This is a genomic window from Kurthia sp. ISK08 (genome assembly GCF_046159805.1).
In the GTDB taxonomy this organism is placed as follows: Bacteria; Bacillota; Bacilli; order Bacillales_A; family Planococcaceae; genus Kurthia; species Kurthia gibsonii.
Genome location: NZ_JBJXHL010000002.1, coordinates 239,763 through 256,797, shown reverse-complemented (window position 1 = coordinate 256,797; position 17,035 = coordinate 239,763). Strand labels below are relative to the sequence as shown.

Sequence of the window (17,035 nt, the reverse complement as noted above, 5' to 3'; positions counted from 1 at the left end):
CCACCTCACTCCATTAAATTATTGACTGATTTGCTTTTTCTAGAACCCTTGCTTCAAGTAAGTACTTAAACGTCCAACCAAGCATAATTAAAAATACAGAGTTGGCAATCATTGTCGGTACTAAACGATGATTTAAAAATTCTGTAAAAGAAATATCAGTATAACCTATGAGTAAGAAAAATTGATGCAACGCAATTTCCAGAAGTGCTACGAGCAATAATGATAATGTTGTTGTGACAACTAGATGCTGATGTATATATTTTACTGTAGAACCAGCAATAAAACAAATGAACGGATAAAGGAAAGTGTACAAACCGATAATATCAATGTAAAAAATATCGTACACGAGTCCAAAAACAAGTCCATAAATCATTGCGCGCTTCTTATCATAATAGATAGAGAGGAAAATTAAATAAAGAATAACAAAGCGAGGAACTAAATATTCTCGTTGACCATTAATATCAATCGGTGAAAAAAGTGAGAATTCTGTTTCTAAGAAGAATAGAATGACGGCGACAGCAGGAATTAAATACTTCGCCATTACTTGTCATTCCCTTCTGAAGAAAGGTTTTTATTCGTAGCATCACCGTCTGAACCATCCACTTGGATTGCTTGACGTTTTGCAATAACTACGTGATCAATCATTTGGAAATCAGCTGCTGGTTTAACATACGCTAATTTTGTTAGACCGAAATCATCCGTTGTCACTTTTGTTACTTCTCCAATTAAAATACCTTTAGGGAAAATACCCCCTAAACCAGAAGTTGTTACTTTATCACCTTTTTTAATTTTCAATTTTGAATCAATACGTTTTAGCATTAATTCGCCTCTTTTTGCATCATAACCTTCAATTAAACCACGCGCTTCTTTGCCTTTACTTGAGACAGTAGCCGATACGCGGTAATTTGTATTATTCGTTGATAATAATTCTACTTCTGATGTGTAAGGTGTTGTTTGAACAACCTTCCCAACTAAGCCCTCAGATGTTAAAACAGCCATGTTATTTTTCACGCCATTTGAAGATCCTTCATTTAGAATTAACTTTTCTTCCCATTGGTCAGGATTTCGCGCGATAACATTCGCTTGAATTGGATCATATACACGAAGATCCGTTTTTTTATCTAATAACTTTTGAAGCTTTTTATTTTCAACTTCTAATTCATTTACTTCTGCTTGAAGTGTACCAAATTCTTCTAATCGTGATTTAAGACGCTTATTCTCATCATATGTGTTCAATAAGTCATCTACACTATTAATAAGCCCTGTAACATAACCAGCCGGCTTAGCAACAATATTCTGTCCTAAGCCGACTGTATCTTTAATAATTTGTTCAGGGAGTGATACCTTATCGCGATCGCTTAAGGTCCAACTGATCAATGCCACTAACAGAATGACTCCGATAAGAAGAAATATTAATCGTTTATTCGATAAGAATTGTGGCATTGCCGATTCCCCTCCCTTAAATTGTTTGCTGTTGTTTTAATGTATCGATTTGGTCTAATGACATACCTGTCCCAATCGCTACACAATCTAATGGATTTTCTGCAATAAATACAGGCATGTTTGTTTCATCACTAATTACTTTATCTAAGTTGCGAAGTAATGCTCCGCCACCTGTTAAGACAATACCGCGCTCCATAACATCAGCTGAAAGCTCTGGTGGTGTTTGTTCTAAAGTTTTCTTTACACCATCAATAATTGCTGAAATCGATTCACGTAATGAATCTGCAATTTCAATAGAAGAAATTTCGATTGTTTTTGGTAAACCTGTTACAAGGTCACGTCCACGAATCTCCATTTTTTGCTCTTCATCCATTGAACTTGTCGCAGAACCAATCTCCATTTTAATTGTTTCAGCTGTACGCTCACCAATTGTTAGGTTATATGATTTACGGATGTATGCAATAATCGCTTGGTCCATTGCATCACCTGCTACACGTACAGATTCACTGATTACAATACCACCAAGTGAGATTACTGCTACTTCTGTTGTACCGCCACCGATATCTACAACCATACTACCTGTAGGTTCTGATACTGGTAAATTTGCGCCGATTGCTGCTGCAAATGGTTCTTCAATTACGAACGCTTCACGAGCACCCGCTTGACGTGCTGCATCAATTACTGCACGCTTTTCTACTGACGTAATACCATATGGTACACATATAACAACGTTTGGTTTTTTGAATGAACTACCTACTACTTTTAAAGCATTTTGTAAGTAATGCTTAATCATTGTCGTTGTGATATCAAAATCTGCAATAACGCCATCTTTCATTGGACGAATTGCTACGATTGATCCTGGTGTACGACCAATCATATTTTTAGCCTCGTTACCTACTGCTACTGTTGTGTTTGTTTGCGTATTTTTCGCTACAACAGATGGTTCACGTAGTACGACACCCTTCCCTTTAATAAATACAAGTGTGTTTGCTGTGCCAAGGTCAATACCGACATCTTTTCCACCTAATCCGAACACGTTAATTTCTTCCTTTCCTTAGCCGTTTATAATAACTAGCTGTCATAAAATCATACGTTTCATTATAACGGAAAAATATAAAAAGGAACAGTATCAGAAGAAACCTTTTCCTTTCATACTAATATACCGATAATCGCCTATGATAATATGATCTAGTAAATCAATTCCAATAATTCCTCCGGCTTCTGCTATTCTCTTCGTTACTTCTATATCTTCAGGGCTTGGAGTTGGATTGTAGGGTAGGAACCATGCGCCTTGCTTTGTTTCCAAAGCAGGTTTCACAGTTCCCCCCTCAGAACCGTACGTACACCTTTCAGCGTATACGGCTCGCCAGTTGACTAATCGGAATTTGTTTCTCATGGTGGTCATGATGGCACTTGTAGCATAGAACAATGGTTTTCCTGTTGCGTTCTATCATTTTCTTGTCCAAATATGTTAAGTGTTTTTTATTCTTCAAGTCCTTTAATTTACGGATATGATGAACTTCCATCTGACCTTCTGTTGTACCACACGCTTCACATTTGTTTGCTAATAAACGCTGTTCAAATTCAGTTCTACCCGAATATTTCATTGTATTTACCAATACATCAATATTGGGAGAGTCTGCTTTGATTGCACCTTTATACTTCGGCAGTTCTTTCAGCTTTACGAATTGATGTAGTTTTTCATTGCCGTGTTTGTCTTTCCTAACAAGGGATAGGACACCTTGTTTATGAGTTCTCATACTGGAAGCAACCTTCATAGAGGTACTTCTTCGTTTATTAGCGATTGTTTTTATGAAACTACTTTCAGCTAAGTAAAATAGTTTATCTAAATGATGATAGTTATTAGCTAACTTGTAGTAGTTGGCGATTCCTCGCAATTCAGCGTTATAGGTATGAAGAATTTCCATTTCCGTATTGTTTATGAGTTTTGTTCTGTGGATAATTTTAAAGTTGTCTAAATTACCGTATCCGTTTTTAATTGCAAATTCTTTGATTTTCTTTTCAGGAATCTCTAACTTTATAGCACCTGATAAGGTTCTCTTTTTTAATGGATGTTTTTGGTTTTTGTAAGTAACCCTCTTGACCTTAACCTCATCCCATCTGTGAAATTCATATCCAAGAAAGGGAACTGAGTTTTCTAGATGGGTAACTAGTGTTTTTTCGTCACTAAGTTCAAGATGGAGTTCCTTCTCAAGAAAATATTTAATCGTTTCCTTTATTTTCATAGCACTTTGTTTTGAGCCAGCAATTCCTATCACAAAGTCATCAGCATAACGGACATATTTCATTCTTTGATAGTTTTTATCCATTGGATTGATAGAGGGAACTTCTATTTGTTTTGCTTTAAGTTCCTGAATACTGAGGACTAATTCTCTCCTACCTTCCCAATGATTATGTCCGTTTCTTTCATCGAGTCTTTTAATCTTTCGTGACAGTGAACTGATTTTTGTTCGAATCTTAATATAATCTTCATTTCTTTCTCTAACTTTACCTTTATCAAATGCCTCCATTTGTTTTTCCATAAAGAGGTCGAACTCATGAAGATAGATATTAGCTAAGATAGGAGAAATGATTCCTCCTTGTGGTGTACCACTGTAGGTTTTATGGTATGTCCAATTCTCCATTACACCACTGGTTAGTGCATTATGAATTAATAGCAGGAAACGATGGTCATTTATTCTCCTGGAGATAAGTTTTAATAGTACAGTATGGTCAATATGGTCAAAGAAGCCTTTAATATCTCCTTCAATACACCACGTTAATCCTTTCCATGTGTTTTTAATTTGAGAAAGTGCTGTATGACAGCTTCTACCTTCTCTAAACCCATGTGAGTTGTCAGAGAATCTTGGTTCATAAACATTTTCCAATATCATTCTCATAACTTCCTGTACTAACTTATCTTTAAAATTAGGAACTCCTAGAGGTCTCTTTTTTCCATTTGATTTAGGAATGTAAACCCTTCTTACTGGTGCAAAACGGAATGTTCCAGCCTTTAATTGCTCTATGATGTCATCTATTTTTTGTAAACTGAAACCATCTATTGTTTCATTAGATGTTCCTTTTGTTAGATTTCCTGCATTCGGATATAGTTTTGCATATGCTTTAATCCACAACTCTTTGTTATACATAAGACGATAACAATCCGTAATGGTGTTTCCTTTTTGAGAAGCGTTCCTTATAACGTCTAACTGTCGAAATGGATTGGTTGCCATATTCATGACTCCTTTCTAGTTAACGTTAACATCAACCTGTCTCCCTTCCCCCTGCTAAACTCATTACAAGCAAACGTTGGGTACTATGGAGACTCCGTTACCATATGCAATTTTCATAGACCTATGTCTAATAGCCAAATGGCACTTGCACTTAGGTAATCCCTGCATTATGTCATAATTTTAGATACGTGATGGTTAGGTATCCCTTTCGACGGTTTCCTCTAGTTGAGGATTGAAGGACAAACCTTACTATGGACAGGGCTCAGGCAATACCCAGCAAACACAGCGTCGATGTGTCTCCCATTTTGTCCTCGTTACCTGTTAACTATCGTAGACAACGGCGCACCCATCGCTCATTCGTCTAGGATTCAAGCAGTTTAGCTTTTACCATATATCACTTGGTCTGAAGAACTGACTCGACATTAGATAGTTTTGTCGTCTCTTCTCCTTTTCACATCATGCTATGTTCCCTCTATGGATTTCTCCTCAAGGTAAGATGCTGACCATAGAACACTGTAAGGAGTTCTAGATTTCTTTAGAAATCACTAAAATTACGCACCTTGCAGGCGCACTCCTGACGGATGATTATGCGCGCATATAATTGATGCTGCCGAGCGCTTTACTGCTTCACGAAAAATCTCTCTCGGATGAACAATGCTCGCATTTAAGCTACCGATAAAAATCGTCTGCTTATGTATGATTTCATTTTTCACATTGAGAAATAGAACGACAAAATGCTCTTGCATTAACTGTGCTAAATCAGACATTAGATAGTCTGCTGCATCATCTGGATGTTTCACAACCGTTCGCTCTAAACGATTCGGAAGATGACTTCTTCTTCCTAGTTCAAAAGCCGCCAATAAATACATCGCTTTAACGCGACCAATTCCATCAACTGCTTGCAGTTCTTCAATTGTGGCATGCTTCAAATTGAGTAATGTTTCAAACTGATTTAATAATCGTGTTGCAATATCAAGAACAGATTCTTTTTTCGTTCCTGAGCCAATTAAAATCGCTAATAGCTCATGATTCGAAAGTTGTTCTGCACCAAACAAAACCAATCGTTCTCTCGGTCGTTCTTGTGTTGCTACTTGTTGGATACAATGATTGACTTCTTTCATCATGACATCACCTCATCAAGATGTTCCATTTCCGCCAACTTTCTCAACATCATTTCAACCCTTTGGAATGGCAACTCAATTGCATGCGTGAAAATATATTCACTACCGTCTTTACAAGTTTGCCCTTCTCCTACCCTATTATAACTAACATCATCTAAAAAAGGTTCCTTAGTTTGAATATATTTTTGAAGGTTTTTTATTTGCGGCTGTAAAGAACGAACAGGCGTTTCATAAACATCAGTTAAAATATATTGACGATATTTAAGTAAAATCATTGTCGTTACTTTTGTTTTTGCAAAAGGATGTTTTTTTACATAAAATAACCATTGTTCATACGTAAGCTTTTTCTTTTCTACTTCAAAAAAGTGGTGATAGGCTAAACGATATACATCATAAATACCTGTTAGTAATTGGTATAAATAAAGATGTACTTCACTTACTTGTTGATGTTCATGTATATACTCATTAGGCAATTCAAATGTTTGATATGACATATATTCAAAATATTTTTGCCATATCCCCTTTTCATAAGGGTTAGAACTTATAATATGGATTGGTGTGGGGTTCATATAATTCCTCCTTTTTCCATAAATTATAGCGTATGGTTAAAAAGGACTCTTTGTACTATTCACTTTATTTACCAAAAACAATCCTTTATTTAACTCTTTTTTTATAAAAAAACTCATTTTTCTTTTTAGATTTAAAATAAAGCGACTTTCACAAAAAAAGTACACCCTTGCATCATCTAGATTAATGACGGGTGTACTTTTATAAATGCGCATAACATCAATTATTTACTCACGGTCTTTTGCTCATTCGCTACTTTAGTTGTTTCTTTTTTACTTTTTGTTTCTACATAAAATGTTGTCGCTTGTATTTTCGCTGTAACTAAACCTTCTTTTTCATTCGTATTTTCATACTTAACTGCATCCACAATGAACAAACGCGACAATTTTTCTATTTTATTAATAAAGCGATTCAAATCTTTTACATCATATGCACTCACAGATAAATCCATTGTTATTAACTTCAAGTGTTCTGGCTTTTTCTGATTTGCTAACGGAGAAATTGGTAATTCATTCCCATCTACTTGGAATAGCTCTGCTTCTGTTAGACTCGTGCTCTTTTCATCAAGCACCTCTTTGGTCTCTTCTTCATAGTTATTAAAACGAATATTTGTTACAGCTGCTGAACTTGCATACTCCACTTCATCTAAAGCATCTACAATACTTTGTAAATCCGCATTTGCAGGAATTTTCGATTCAAGTGACTTCATCGTACGTGCACGTTCAACTTCTTTTTTTGCTTGACTTTGTTCAGTCGATAATTTAGTTAAGTACTTTTGTTGTTCAGTATATTTTTGATTAAGTGAATCGTATAAAACCATTTCTGGTTTCAACACATAGTAGTATAATCCCACACCAATCGCTATAACGAGGAGAATGGATAATGTGTACACAAATGAATTATTTTTCTTCTTTTTTGCACGCATTATTTCGCACCCCCCGTTTTAATAGTTGCTGATGGATTTAATGTCGTAAGAATAATCGCTTTGTACTGTGCATTCTCATTCAATGTCTGTTCTTCACCAACATTATCCACATCTACTTTTGTAAAAGTCGAAGCTGAATCAAGTTTTACTGTTTTGAAGATTGCCTCATTATCTAAATTACGAACAAATGTCGAAGCTTCATTTAAATTATCAAAATACACGATAAATTCAACCTGGCCATCTTTATAATCTAACCCTGCTAATTCACCAGAACCTGTCATATATTTATTAGCGACTTCAATAATATTTGATATAGGTGTTTGGTATTTCTCAGCAAATTGTACAGACGTTGCAATCGCATAAGATGGATTACTTTGTACTTGTGTTAACGTTTTTTCTTCTGTTTGAATTTGTGTCGCTAACTGATCAGTTTTCTTCTCCATTTTCGCAATATCATTACTTAACAAATAATAGTTAATACCATAAAAAATAATTACAATAAACAATAAAATAATGATGATTAGTTTCATTAAACTATTTTTTCTTTTGGGTTGATACTGATCTTGCGGCAGGAGGTTAATATTTGGAATCATACCATCGAAGCCTCCTTCATCTCTAATCCAAGTAAACTACAATGTTTTAATTGATACGTTGCAAAAACTTCCCCTACTTGTTCATCTGTTATTTGAACTACTTCTAATGGGAATTTCACGCGCAATAACTCTGTAATCTCTGGCAACATTGGATGATCACCTAATACAATGAGTTGTTGAACTTGCTTCATTCCTTTATTTAAAGATATTTCGTAAAACTGGCATATATGTTGAATTTCAACGAATGCATGGCTGAGTTCATCCATATACATTTCAATATGATTAGACAATGTATGTGTAAAACTGTGTGCTTCTTGTTCTTTTAACATCCAATCTGACTGTGTTGTTGGAATTGTATGCGTACGCAATAATTTGACATGATGATTTTCAACAATCGACATTGTCACTTCATTGATGGACCAATCTAATATCATCGATGTTTTTTCAGTATAAGAAGGCATTACTTTTTCTAATGTACGTAAGTTTGCTAAAGATTTAATATCGACAACTTCTGGTATTTGACCTAGTGATTCCACAACTTCAATAATTTTATCGACTTCATTACGCTCTGTTGCAAAAAGCATCGCCTCACCATCCGTTGGATCTTCATCATAAATATCAACAACAGGAGTTTCGAATGCTAAATGAATTGATTTACCAATTTCTTTAAATATATAATCATCAACTTCGTCAAATGTTGTTAAATTCTCTGGAATAATAATTTGTTTCATTTCAACATCATGATTCGGTACAATAACACGTACATGATACTTTTTAATTTTTAAATTTTTTAAAGGGGTTTTTAAAGCGCGATAAAAAGAATCTGGATCTAAAATACGTCCATGTTGTACGATTCCTTCCTGTAGAGGAATCTGATATGTAATTCCCTTCCTCAAATCGTTTCCTACAACCGCTAACATACTTACCATAAAGTCATTATAAACAATAGACAAAGTCTTTTTCTTATTGCCTAACATTTTGGGTACCTCCTCTTTTTCTCTCTTTTAATTATACATTCCACATGTTACTACTTGGATACATACCCTATTTTTTTACATAACAAATACATTTTAAGGAAAAAGATAGAATTTATTTTTTTCTTTCATACGTTTTTTTATTATAATACTTTTAGTTTGTAAAATAAATATATTGCCCTAAAAATTAACAAGATAGCTATTGAGTACACTTTTTGTAAATTGTATGATAATTACATTAAAAAAAACGATTATTACTATAATACATCAAAAAAAGAGCTAAAATAGAAAAAAATGGGTATATTATAAATAACATGACTTTTTACATACACAGAAATCAAATTGATTAACCGGGGTGAATTACGTGAGAAAAACAAACAAGCGACCTTTACAAAAAAAGAATGGGTCGCTCATTGCAATTTTATTAATTAGTCTATTCATTATTTCTGGCTTCATTGTGAACAAAGCAGTGGAAGGAAAACAAATTCCTCTTGTCACAACAAAAGATACGAAAGGAAGCTATCTAGTTGCAAATGAAGGATTAGATTATGCACGACTAGAAATTAAACAACAGATGGTAAAAATTTATCAAGATGTTCAAAAACGATACGAGCGATTAAGTCCATCTGAAAAAGCAGCCTTTGATGTAAAAGAAATTTCTCTTTATAAAATTCAAACTTTATTAAACCGTAAATCAGGTATCCCGAAAACATGGGACACACATCAAAAAGTAGATGATATACAGCCGACCTCTACCACACTCATTATAAAAGATTCAAAACCAAATCAATATACAATTCAATCGACTGGACGTATCGGTGGAGAGCAGACAAAATTAAAGCAATCCCTTCAATTAGACTTAGAAATTGATACAACGATGAGGCAAGGTCGCTATGAGCCACCTTATGCCATTCATGCATCTAAGGAAATTGTTGTCCAGAATGCTTCAAAGGTTTGGGGATTAATGGCGAGTAAAAATCCACGCAATATTCAAATAGATGGTTCTTCTTGCCAATATGAAATGACCAGAACAAATTATTTAAATGAATGTTTTAACGATGGGAATACAGAAGCATCGGATTTAAAAATTTGGAATGAACAAAATTTCAATAATTTTTTACCAACCTTCCCAACGAATGAATTAAAAACAATCGATGAACAGCCATATAATGAAGAAGAAAAATATGTAACTGAAATTATCCCTAATCCAGACCCTGAAAAAAAAGATAAAAAAATCAAGTATTATTACTTACAAAATGGTGTCCTAACCGTAACCGATAAAACGCAAGAAGACTTCTCAATCGAAACACCTTATCAATTCACTTCTTCTGAAGAACGTCTTCAAGAGTTAACACTGGACGGTGTAGATACTTATATTGATATTGGCGACGGTGTACAAACTTTACGATTAGATACACTAAATTTAACTGGTGGCGCAAAACTTCATATTTTAGGCAGTGGAACACTCAAATTATTCATTCAAGAAATGGGTGAATCTGAAGGTAAGATTATAGCAGAAGAAGCAAAAGTCGCTACTTATTTTGATGGGGATGCTGCTTTAGAATTCTCGAAAAATTTCCGTAGTAGTGGTTTTATTTATACTAAAAAAGCAGATGTCACTTTACGAGCAAACACGTATAAAGGCAATATTTTATCGGGTGGTAAACGTGTAGTCATGAATGGTGGGAAAACAAATATAGGAAAATTATTACTCGCACCGAAAGCGAATATTGAATTGAAAGACAAGACAAACTTTAAAGGTTCTATTCTTGGTCAAGCCATTGTCGTTACAGACTCAAATGTGCAGCATAAACCGTTAAAAGACAATGTTAATATTCCGATTCAATATGCAGTATATGATAAACCGAAACATTTTGCTTTGTACGGACAAATTAAACAGTCTGAATAAAAGACAAAAAGCCAACATCGTGCTACAAGCGTGATGTTGGCTTTTCTTACATTCAGTTAGAATAAAATTCTTCATTCTAATACTTGCTGTAAAATCGAACGCCACTGCGCTAAAAGATAGAGTGAACCTGTTACGACTACAGACCCTTCTTTTTGCTTCTCTTGAACAGCTTGTAAAACAGATGATGCAATTTGTTTGTGCTTTGCATGACTTAACTTCATTAATTCTTCTGGTTGCATTAATCGATCTTGTTCACGCTCAACTGCTACAAAGATAAAATCATCTGACACTTGTTCAAGTTCACGCAATACCGCTTCTACATCCTTATCTTTTAAAATCCCAACAACCATCGTCACTTTTTCGCCTTTCAATACTTGTTGAATGGTTTTTCGCAAGCTCCTTGCACTTGCTGGATTATGCGCTCCATCTAACCAAACATGTGAAGCAAGTTGTTCAAAACGCCCTTCAAGATTAGTAGTTGCTACAGCTTGTTGAACTCTATCTTCTACTAATTCAATATGCAGTACTTTCGCCACCTCTATAAATGCTTGAATCGCGAGTGCCATATTCCCTTTTTGGTGTTCGCCTTTTAAGCTTGGATGTAATCCTGACATACAGATTACTTCATTCGACCACGTATCATCTAACACTTTAAAATCTTTGCCATTTATTTTAATCGTTGCTTGTTGCATATGCGCTTCTTCTTCGATTACTTTTTGTGCAGTTTCAGGCATTTCACCTATTACAGCATAGCCATTCTTTTTAATAATCCCAGCTTTATGCCATGCAATCTTTTCTAGTGTATCACCTAAAAAATTCGTATGCTCTAATGCAATACTTGGAATGACTGATACAATGGGCTCTACCACATTCGTACTATCAAAACGCCCACCCATACCACTCTCGATCATCGCAAGGTCTGGTTTAGCTTGACGAATGGCAATAAAAGCGATAACTGTTAATAATTCAAATTCTGTCAATAAGCCACTTAGCCCTGCTTCTTTCGCTTCTTCGAACGCTCGATTCATCCGCTCAGGTGTAATCGATTGTCCATTCAACCGAATTTGATCGTGGACATTTTCGATACAGGGTGACATAAATGTTGCAGTCGTCAAACCATGTTCCTGTGCGATTCGTTCGATCATGCGAATTGTAGAACCTTTGCCATTCGTACCTGCGACATGGATGGTTGGTACAGCAAGTTGTGGATTACCTAACTTCTCCATCGCTACTTGAATCGCTTCAAGACCAGGCTTAATCTCATTTGCACTCTCAATTTTATATGTATTTTGATATTCTTCAAACATTGGAATCATGGAATTTTCCCTACCTATTCATTTTCTACGTAATTCGTGCTAAAATTTGTATTGATTGTTTTTATTATAACACTGTTATTCGGAGGTTTGAACGTATGAAGACATGCTGGATTATTTACAATGGTAGTCTTGTATCGGATAAATTTTTAGATCAAGCAAGACTCATGGCTGAAGCCTGTCAAAATCATGGCGTTCAACCGTTTATTTATAAAAATTATGAAATTCAAATGCATTCCGCTAAAAAGCTAGAACAAGCACCTGATTTTGTCATCTTTTTAGATAAGGATATTTTGCTTGCTACGTATTTAAAAAATCAAGGAATTCCCGTTTTCAATGACCCTGAAGTGATTGAAACATGTGACAATAAAGCAAAGCAATACATACAATTAGCCAAAGCAAATATTCGTATGCCAAAAACGATTATTGCGCCGAAAGTCTACCCTAAATTCACAATTCGTGAAAGTGGTTATTTTGAAGGTGTATTAGAAGAACTTGGACTACCCCTTATTATTAAGGAGGCGCATGGTTCATTTGGTATGAAAGTGTATTTAATTGAAACACAAGAAGACTTTTTCGAAAAGGTAGATACACTACGTGGTGTTGACTTCATCTTCCAACAATATATCGCATCAAGCTATGGACGTGATATTCGTGTCAATACGATTGGTGATGAAGTCGTCGCTGCGATGTATCGTCACTCTGAAACAGATTTCAGAGCGAATATTACAAATGGTGGTAAAGCTGAAACGATTACATTAACAAAAGAACAGGAACAATTAGCGCTCGCAGCAGCCAAAGCTGTTGGTGCTGACTTCGCTGGTGTTGATTTACTGTTTGATGAACAAGACCAGCCACTTGTATGTGAAGTCAACGCAGCTTCACATATTCGAAACATTTACAATGTAACAGGTATTCACGTGGGCGATGCATTCGTTCAGCATATTTTAAAAAAGTTAGGATGAGAAGATTTTGAAACGCGCATATCTTGTATATGACGCAGCTGATGCAAAAGTGAATATGGCCTTTATCAATCAGCTCGTCGTATCTGCAAAAAAACAGATGATTGACTTGCAACTTGTGCTGTTAAATGACTTCTCTGTTCCAGAATTAGTCGAACATTGCCAAGATGCTTGTTTTGTATTTTATCGTGCACGTAACTGTGACTATGTTACTTCATTGGAACAAGCAAATATTCCGGTTGTAAATAGCAGTCACGTAAACGCACTCGCAAATAATAAATATATGACTTTACAATTTGCTCGAACACTTGGCATTCCAACTGTTCCACTCTATCAACAAGCTTCAGATTACGAGTATCCACTTGTATTTAAAACAATTGATGGACATGGTGGCTCAGAAGTCATGCTTTGTCAGGATGAACAAGAGTTAAATGCTTGTCAAAAACAGTTTGAAAATCGTTTAACACTGGTTCAACCTTATATTGAATCCAATGCGACAGATGTTCGCGTTTGGGTGCTCGGTAACCGTATTATTGGTGCGGTTAAACGTCAAGGTCGTGCTGATTTTCGTTCGAATGTCACATTAGGTGGTTCGATTGAAAAATATGAACTTGATTCACTTCAAATGGACCATGTACTTGCGATGCAAAAAGCCATTCGTAGCGATTATATCGGTATGGACTTCTTACTACTAGAAGACGGTACATGGCTATTGAATGAAATTGAAGACCCTGTAGGTGCTCGTTCATTCTATGATTTATTCGATGAATATTTACCTGATTTACTGATGGATTATTTAGTGAATCATTATGTAAACGTAACAATTTATTAAAAAAAGATACTGAGATAAAACATTTCATTTTCTTTTTAGAGTTCGCAACAAAAAACCAGAATCGCGCCACAGTGCGATTCTGGTTTTTATTATGCTCATATGAGACGGTGTTTTTACACATATGTCCCAGGCTATTTTTTATTACATTTCTTTTAGTTCTGCAATACGTTTTTGAACAGTTGCTTGTTTTTCAAGATAGTCTGCTTCTTTTTCACGCTCTGCTGCAACAACTGCTTCAGGTGCGCTTGAAACAAATTTCTCGTTGTTCAATTTACCTTGAACACGTTTTACTTCTTTATTCCACTTGTCTAACTCTTTTTCAAGACGTGCAATCTCATCTTCTAAGTTAATTAAACCTTTTAGTGGTAAGAATAACTCTGCTCCTGAAATAACTGCTGACATCGTTTTACCTTCTGGTTCTACGTTTAAGCCAATTGTTAATGTTTCTGGGTTACAGAATTTTTCGATATATCCTTTATTCGCTTCAAGTACAGCTAATTCTACATCTGATTTTGCTGAGATGAACATTGGTACTTGTTTGCTCATTGGTGTATTTACTTCTGCACGAATGTTACGAACTGCATGGATAATATCCATTAATAACTGCATGTTTTTCGCTTCTTCTTCAAAGTGAAGATCTTCGCGTACTGTTGGCCATGCTGCATTTACGATTGTGTCGCCTTCGTGTGGTAAGTGTTGCCAGATTTCTTCTGTGATGAATGGCATTAATGGGTGTAATAGACGCATCGTTTGATCTAATACGTAAGCAAGTACTGAACGAGTTGTTTTCTTCGCTGCTTCATCTTCACCGTATAATGGTAATTTCGCCATCTCGATATACCAAGAACAGAAATCATCCCAGATGAAGTTATTTAAGTAACGACCTACTTCACCAAACTCATACTTCTCAGCAAGCTCTGTTACTTTTTCGATTGTTTCATTTAAGCGTGTTAAAATCCACTTATCTGCAACTGATTTTTCACCTGTTAAATCAATCTCATCATATGTCATGCCTTCCATATTCATTAATGCAAAACGTGAAGCATTCCAAATTTTGTTTGAGAAGTTCCAAATCGCTTCTACTTTTTCAGTTGTATAACGTAAATCTTGACCTGGTGATGAACCTGTTGCTAAGAAGAAGCGTAATGAGTCTGCACCGTATTCTGCGATGACGTCCATCGGATCAACACCGTTACCAAGTGATTTCGACATCTTACGACCTTCACCGTCACGTACTAAACCATGAATTAATACGTCTTTGAATGGACGCTCTCCTGTGAATTCAAGTGATTGGAAAATCATACGAGATACCCAGAAGAAGATGATGTCATAACCTGTTACAAGTGCACCTGTTGGGAAGTAGCGTTTGAAATCTTCTGATTCAACGTCTGGCCACCCCATTGTTGAAAAAGGCCATAATGCAGATGAGAACCATGTATCTAATACGTCTGCATCGCGTGTCCAGTTTTCTTCATCAGCTGGTGCTTCTGTACCTACATATAATTCACCTGTTTCGTTATGATACCAAGCTGGAATTTGATGTCCCCACCATAATTGACGTGAAATACACCAGTCATGGATATTCTCCATCCAACGTGTGTACGTATTTTCAAAGCGTTGTGGCACGAAGTTTACTTTTTCGTCTTCTTTCGCTTGTAAATCAAGTGCCTCTTTTGCTAGTGGTCCCATTTTAACAAACCATTGTTTTGATAAATATGGTTCAACTACTGCACCAGAACGCTCTGAGTGACCTACTGAATGTAAGTGATCGACGATTTTAATTAATACACCTTGTTCTTGTAAATCTTTTACGATTTCTTTACGGCATTCAAAGCGGTCCATACCTGCATATTTACCAGCCATATCATTCATCGTACCGTCGCCATTCATCACCATAATGCGCTCTAGGTTATGACGATTACCTACTTCAAAGTCATTCGGGTCATGTGCTGGTGTCATTTTTACAACACCTGTACCGAATTCCATGTCTACATAGTCATCTGCAACGATTGGTAATTCACGACCTACGATTGGTAGAATTGCCGTTTTACCGATTAAGTGTGCGTAACGTTTATCATTCGGGTTTACTGCAATCCCTGAGTCACCTAACATTGTTTCTGGACGTGTTGTAGCGATTTCTACTTTTTCGTCGCTATCTTTGATTGGGTATTCCATATGGTAGAATGCACCTTGTACATCTTTATAAATTACTTCGATATCTGAAAGTGCTGTTTGTGCTGCTGGGTCCCAGTTGATAATACGTTCACCGCGGTAGATTAGGCCTTTTTCGTATAATTTTACGAATACTTCTTTTACCGCATCTGATAAACCATCATCTAATGTGAAACGTTCGCGTGAGTAATCTAATGCTAAACCTAGTTTCGCCCATTGCGCACGAATTGTTTCAGCATATTCTTCTTTCCACTCCCATGTTTTCTCTAGGAATTTTTCACGACCTAAATCGTGACGAGATACGCCTTGTTCGCGTAATTTTGCTTCTACTTTTGCTTGTGTTGCAATACCAGCATGGTCCATACCTGGTAACCATAATGCATCATAACCTTGCATACGCTTCATACGAATTAAGATATCTTGTAATGTTGTATCCCAAGCGTGACCTAAATGTAATTTACCTGTTACGTTTGGCGGTGGAATTACGATTGAGTACGGTTCTTTATCACTCTCTGGTTGTGCTTTAAAGCAATCTTTTTGTAGCCACCACTCGTAGCGACCTGTTTCAACAGCTTGTGGGTCATACTTCGTTGGCATTGAAATTTCTTGTTCTGACATGTTTTCGTCCTCCTTCATTTCTTGACCATCCATTTTGGGCATAAAAAAAATCCTTCACATCCTTAAAAAAAGGACGAAAGAATTCGCGGTACCACCTTTATTCCAGCACAGTTGACTGGCACTTCATTGGATAACGGTCTCTAAACCGAATTTCGCTACTAAAATCTGTTCACGAAATTTGCTCATGGGCTACCTTCAGACATCTACTTGAGAAACTTTCACCAACCGTTTCCTCTCTCGACAAGTAAAAATGCTTACTCCTCCCAATCATTGCAATTGTTTATTTGAATAAGCTAATTGTATCTGAATTTATAGCTTTTAGCAATACAGTGCATAAAAAAACTTCGACACATATACTGTGCCGAAGTATCTC

At 35.9% G+C, this 17,035-nt stretch carries 13 protein-coding genes, 2 pseudogenes and 1 other annotated feature; of the genes and pseudogenes, 3 read left to right on the top strand and 12 right to left on the bottom strand.

Going from position 1 to position 17,035, the window contains the following annotated elements; translation table 11 throughout:
- Window positions 1-13: 13 nt before the first annotated feature.
- The 10 genes and pseudogenes from mreD to pilM form a co-directional block, all read right to left on the bottom strand.
- Window positions 14-541 carry a rod shape-determining protein MreD gene (gene mreD / locus ACKVQX_RS04830; protein WP_068452275.1) on the bottom strand — a complete coding sequence of 176 codons (528 nt, stop codon included), beginning with the start codon at window positions 539-541 and terminating at the stop codon, window positions 14-16.
- Window positions 541-1,443, bottom strand: a complete 903-nt coding sequence (gene mreC, locus ACKVQX_RS04825) for a rod shape-determining protein MreC (RefSeq protein ID WP_068452271.1) — start codon at window positions 1,441-1,443, stop codon at window positions 541-543. The genes mreD and mreC overlap by 1 nt, the downstream gene beginning before the upstream one ends.
- Window positions 1,444-1,459: 16 nt before the next feature.
- On the bottom strand, window positions 1,460-2,479 hold the full coding sequence (locus tag ACKVQX_RS04820) for a rod shape-determining protein (RefSeq protein WP_068452268.1): 1,020 nt from the start codon (window positions 2,477-2,479) through the stop codon (window positions 1,460-1,462).
- A 93-nt stretch (window positions 2,480-2,572) separates the two neighbouring features.
- A pseudogene (locus ACKVQX_RS04815) lies at window positions 2,573-2,713 on the bottom strand (JAB domain-containing protein); the annotation flags it as partial.
- Window positions 2,714-2,792: 79 nt separating this feature from the next.
- Window positions 2,793-4,676, bottom strand: a complete 1,884-nt coding sequence (locus ACKVQX_RS04810) for a reverse transcriptase domain-containing protein (RefSeq protein ID WP_409136056.1) — start codon at window positions 4,674-4,676, stop codon at window positions 2,793-2,795.
- Window positions 4,677-5,245: 569 nt separating this feature from the next.
- Window positions 5,246-5,797, bottom strand: a pseudogene (gene radC, locus ACKVQX_RS04805) (RadC family protein); the annotation flags it as partial.
- On the bottom strand, window positions 5,797-6,366 hold the full coding sequence (locus tag ACKVQX_RS04800) for a hypothetical protein (protein ID WP_068452262.1): 570 nt from the start codon (window positions 6,364-6,366) through the stop codon (window positions 5,797-5,799). The pseudogene radC and the gene ACKVQX_RS04800, both read right to left, overlap by 1 nt.
- Before the next feature lie 221 nt (window positions 6,367-6,587).
- A complete protein-coding gene (locus tag ACKVQX_RS04795; protein WP_068452259.1) occupies window positions 6,588-7,289 on the bottom strand; it encodes a hypothetical protein in 702 nt (233 codons plus the stop codon).
- A complete protein-coding gene (locus ACKVQX_RS04790) occupies window positions 7,289-7,882 on the bottom strand; it encodes a hypothetical protein (protein WP_068452256.1) in 594 nt (197 codons plus the stop codon). Before ACKVQX_RS04790 ends, ACKVQX_RS04795 begins: the two co-directional genes overlap by 1 nt.
- A complete protein-coding gene (gene pilM, locus ACKVQX_RS04785; RefSeq protein ID WP_068452253.1) occupies window positions 7,879-8,859 on the bottom strand; it encodes a type IV pilus biogenesis protein PilM in 981 nt (326 codons plus the stop codon). Before pilM ends, ACKVQX_RS04790 begins: the two co-directional genes overlap by 4 nt.
- A gap of 361 nt (window positions 8,860-9,220) precedes the next feature.
- Between pilM and ACKVQX_RS04780 the strand changes: the two genes are divergently transcribed.
- Entirely contained in the window at window positions 9,221-10,765 is a 1,545-nt protein-coding gene (locus ACKVQX_RS04780) for a hypothetical protein (protein ID WP_325943291.1), read from the top strand.
- A 71-nt stretch (window positions 10,766-10,836) separates the two neighbouring features.
- Here the strand turns inward: ACKVQX_RS04780 and ACKVQX_RS04775 are convergent, their stop codons facing one another.
- Window positions 10,837-12,081 (bottom strand): folylpolyglutamate synthase/dihydrofolate synthase family protein, encoded by a 1,245-nt coding sequence (locus ACKVQX_RS04775; protein WP_068452247.1) that lies wholly within the window; start codon window positions 12,079-12,081, stop codon window positions 10,837-10,839.
- A gap of 95 nt (window positions 12,082-12,176) precedes the next feature.
- Between ACKVQX_RS04775 and ACKVQX_RS04770 the strand changes: the two genes are divergently transcribed.
- Both ACKVQX_RS04770 and ACKVQX_RS04765 read left to right on the top strand, forming a co-directional pair.
- Window positions 12,177-13,043 carry a RimK family alpha-L-glutamate ligase gene (locus ACKVQX_RS04770; RefSeq protein ID WP_068452244.1) on the top strand — a complete coding sequence of 289 codons (867 nt, stop codon included), beginning with the start codon at window positions 12,177-12,179 and terminating at the stop codon, window positions 13,041-13,043.
- Between the two features lie 7 nt (window positions 13,044-13,050).
- Window positions 13,051-13,872, top strand: a complete 822-nt coding sequence (locus ACKVQX_RS04765) for a RimK family alpha-L-glutamate ligase (protein ID WP_068452242.1) — start codon at window positions 13,051-13,053, stop codon at window positions 13,870-13,872.
- A 141-nt stretch (window positions 13,873-14,013) separates the two neighbouring features.
- Here ACKVQX_RS04765 and ACKVQX_RS04760 read toward each other — a convergent pair whose 3' ends face one another.
- On the bottom strand, window positions 14,014-16,662 hold the full coding sequence (locus ACKVQX_RS04760; protein ID WP_325943290.1) for a valine--tRNA ligase: 2,649 nt from the start codon (window positions 16,660-16,662) through the stop codon (window positions 14,014-14,016).
- 66 nt (window positions 16,663-16,728) lie between these two features.
- Window positions 16,729-16,942 (bottom strand) — a binding site (T-box leader).
- Window positions 16,943-17,035: the final 93 nt, after the last annotated feature.

Coding starts and splice junctions, on each gene's coding strand:
- mreD (WP_068452275.1), bottom strand. CDS start 541: ATGGCGAAGTATTTAATTCCTGCTGTCGCCGTCATTCTATTCTTCTTA.
- mreC (WP_068452271.1), bottom strand. CDS start 1,443: ATGCCACAATTCTTATCGAATAAACGATTAATATTTCTTCTTATCGGA.
- ACKVQX_RS04810 (WP_409136056.1), bottom strand. CDS start 4,676: ATGGCAACCAATCCATTTCGACAGTTAGACGTTATAAGGAACGCTTCT.
- ACKVQX_RS04800 (WP_068452262.1), bottom strand. CDS start 6,366: ATGAACCCCACACCAATCCATATTATAAGTTCTAACCCTTATGAAAAG.
- ACKVQX_RS04795 (WP_068452259.1), bottom strand. CDS start 7,289: ATGCGTGCAAAAAAGAAGAAAAATAATTCATTTGTGTACACATTATCC.
- ACKVQX_RS04790 (WP_068452256.1), bottom strand. CDS start 7,882: ATGATTCCAAATATTAACCTCCTGCCGCAAGATCAGTATCAACCCAAA.
- pilM (WP_068452253.1), bottom strand. CDS start 8,859: ATGTTAGGCAATAAGAAAAAGACTTTGTCTATTGTTTATAATGACTTT.
- ACKVQX_RS04775 (WP_068452247.1), bottom strand. CDS start 12,081: ATGATTCCAATGTTTGAAGAATATCAAAATACATATAAAATTGAGAGT.
- ACKVQX_RS04770 (WP_068452244.1), top strand. CDS start 12,177: ATGAAGACATGCTGGATTATTTACAATGGTAGTCTTGTATCGGATAAA.
- ACKVQX_RS04760 (WP_325943290.1), bottom strand. CDS start 16,662: ATGTCAGAACAAGAAATTTCAATGCCAACGAAGTATGACCCACAAGCT.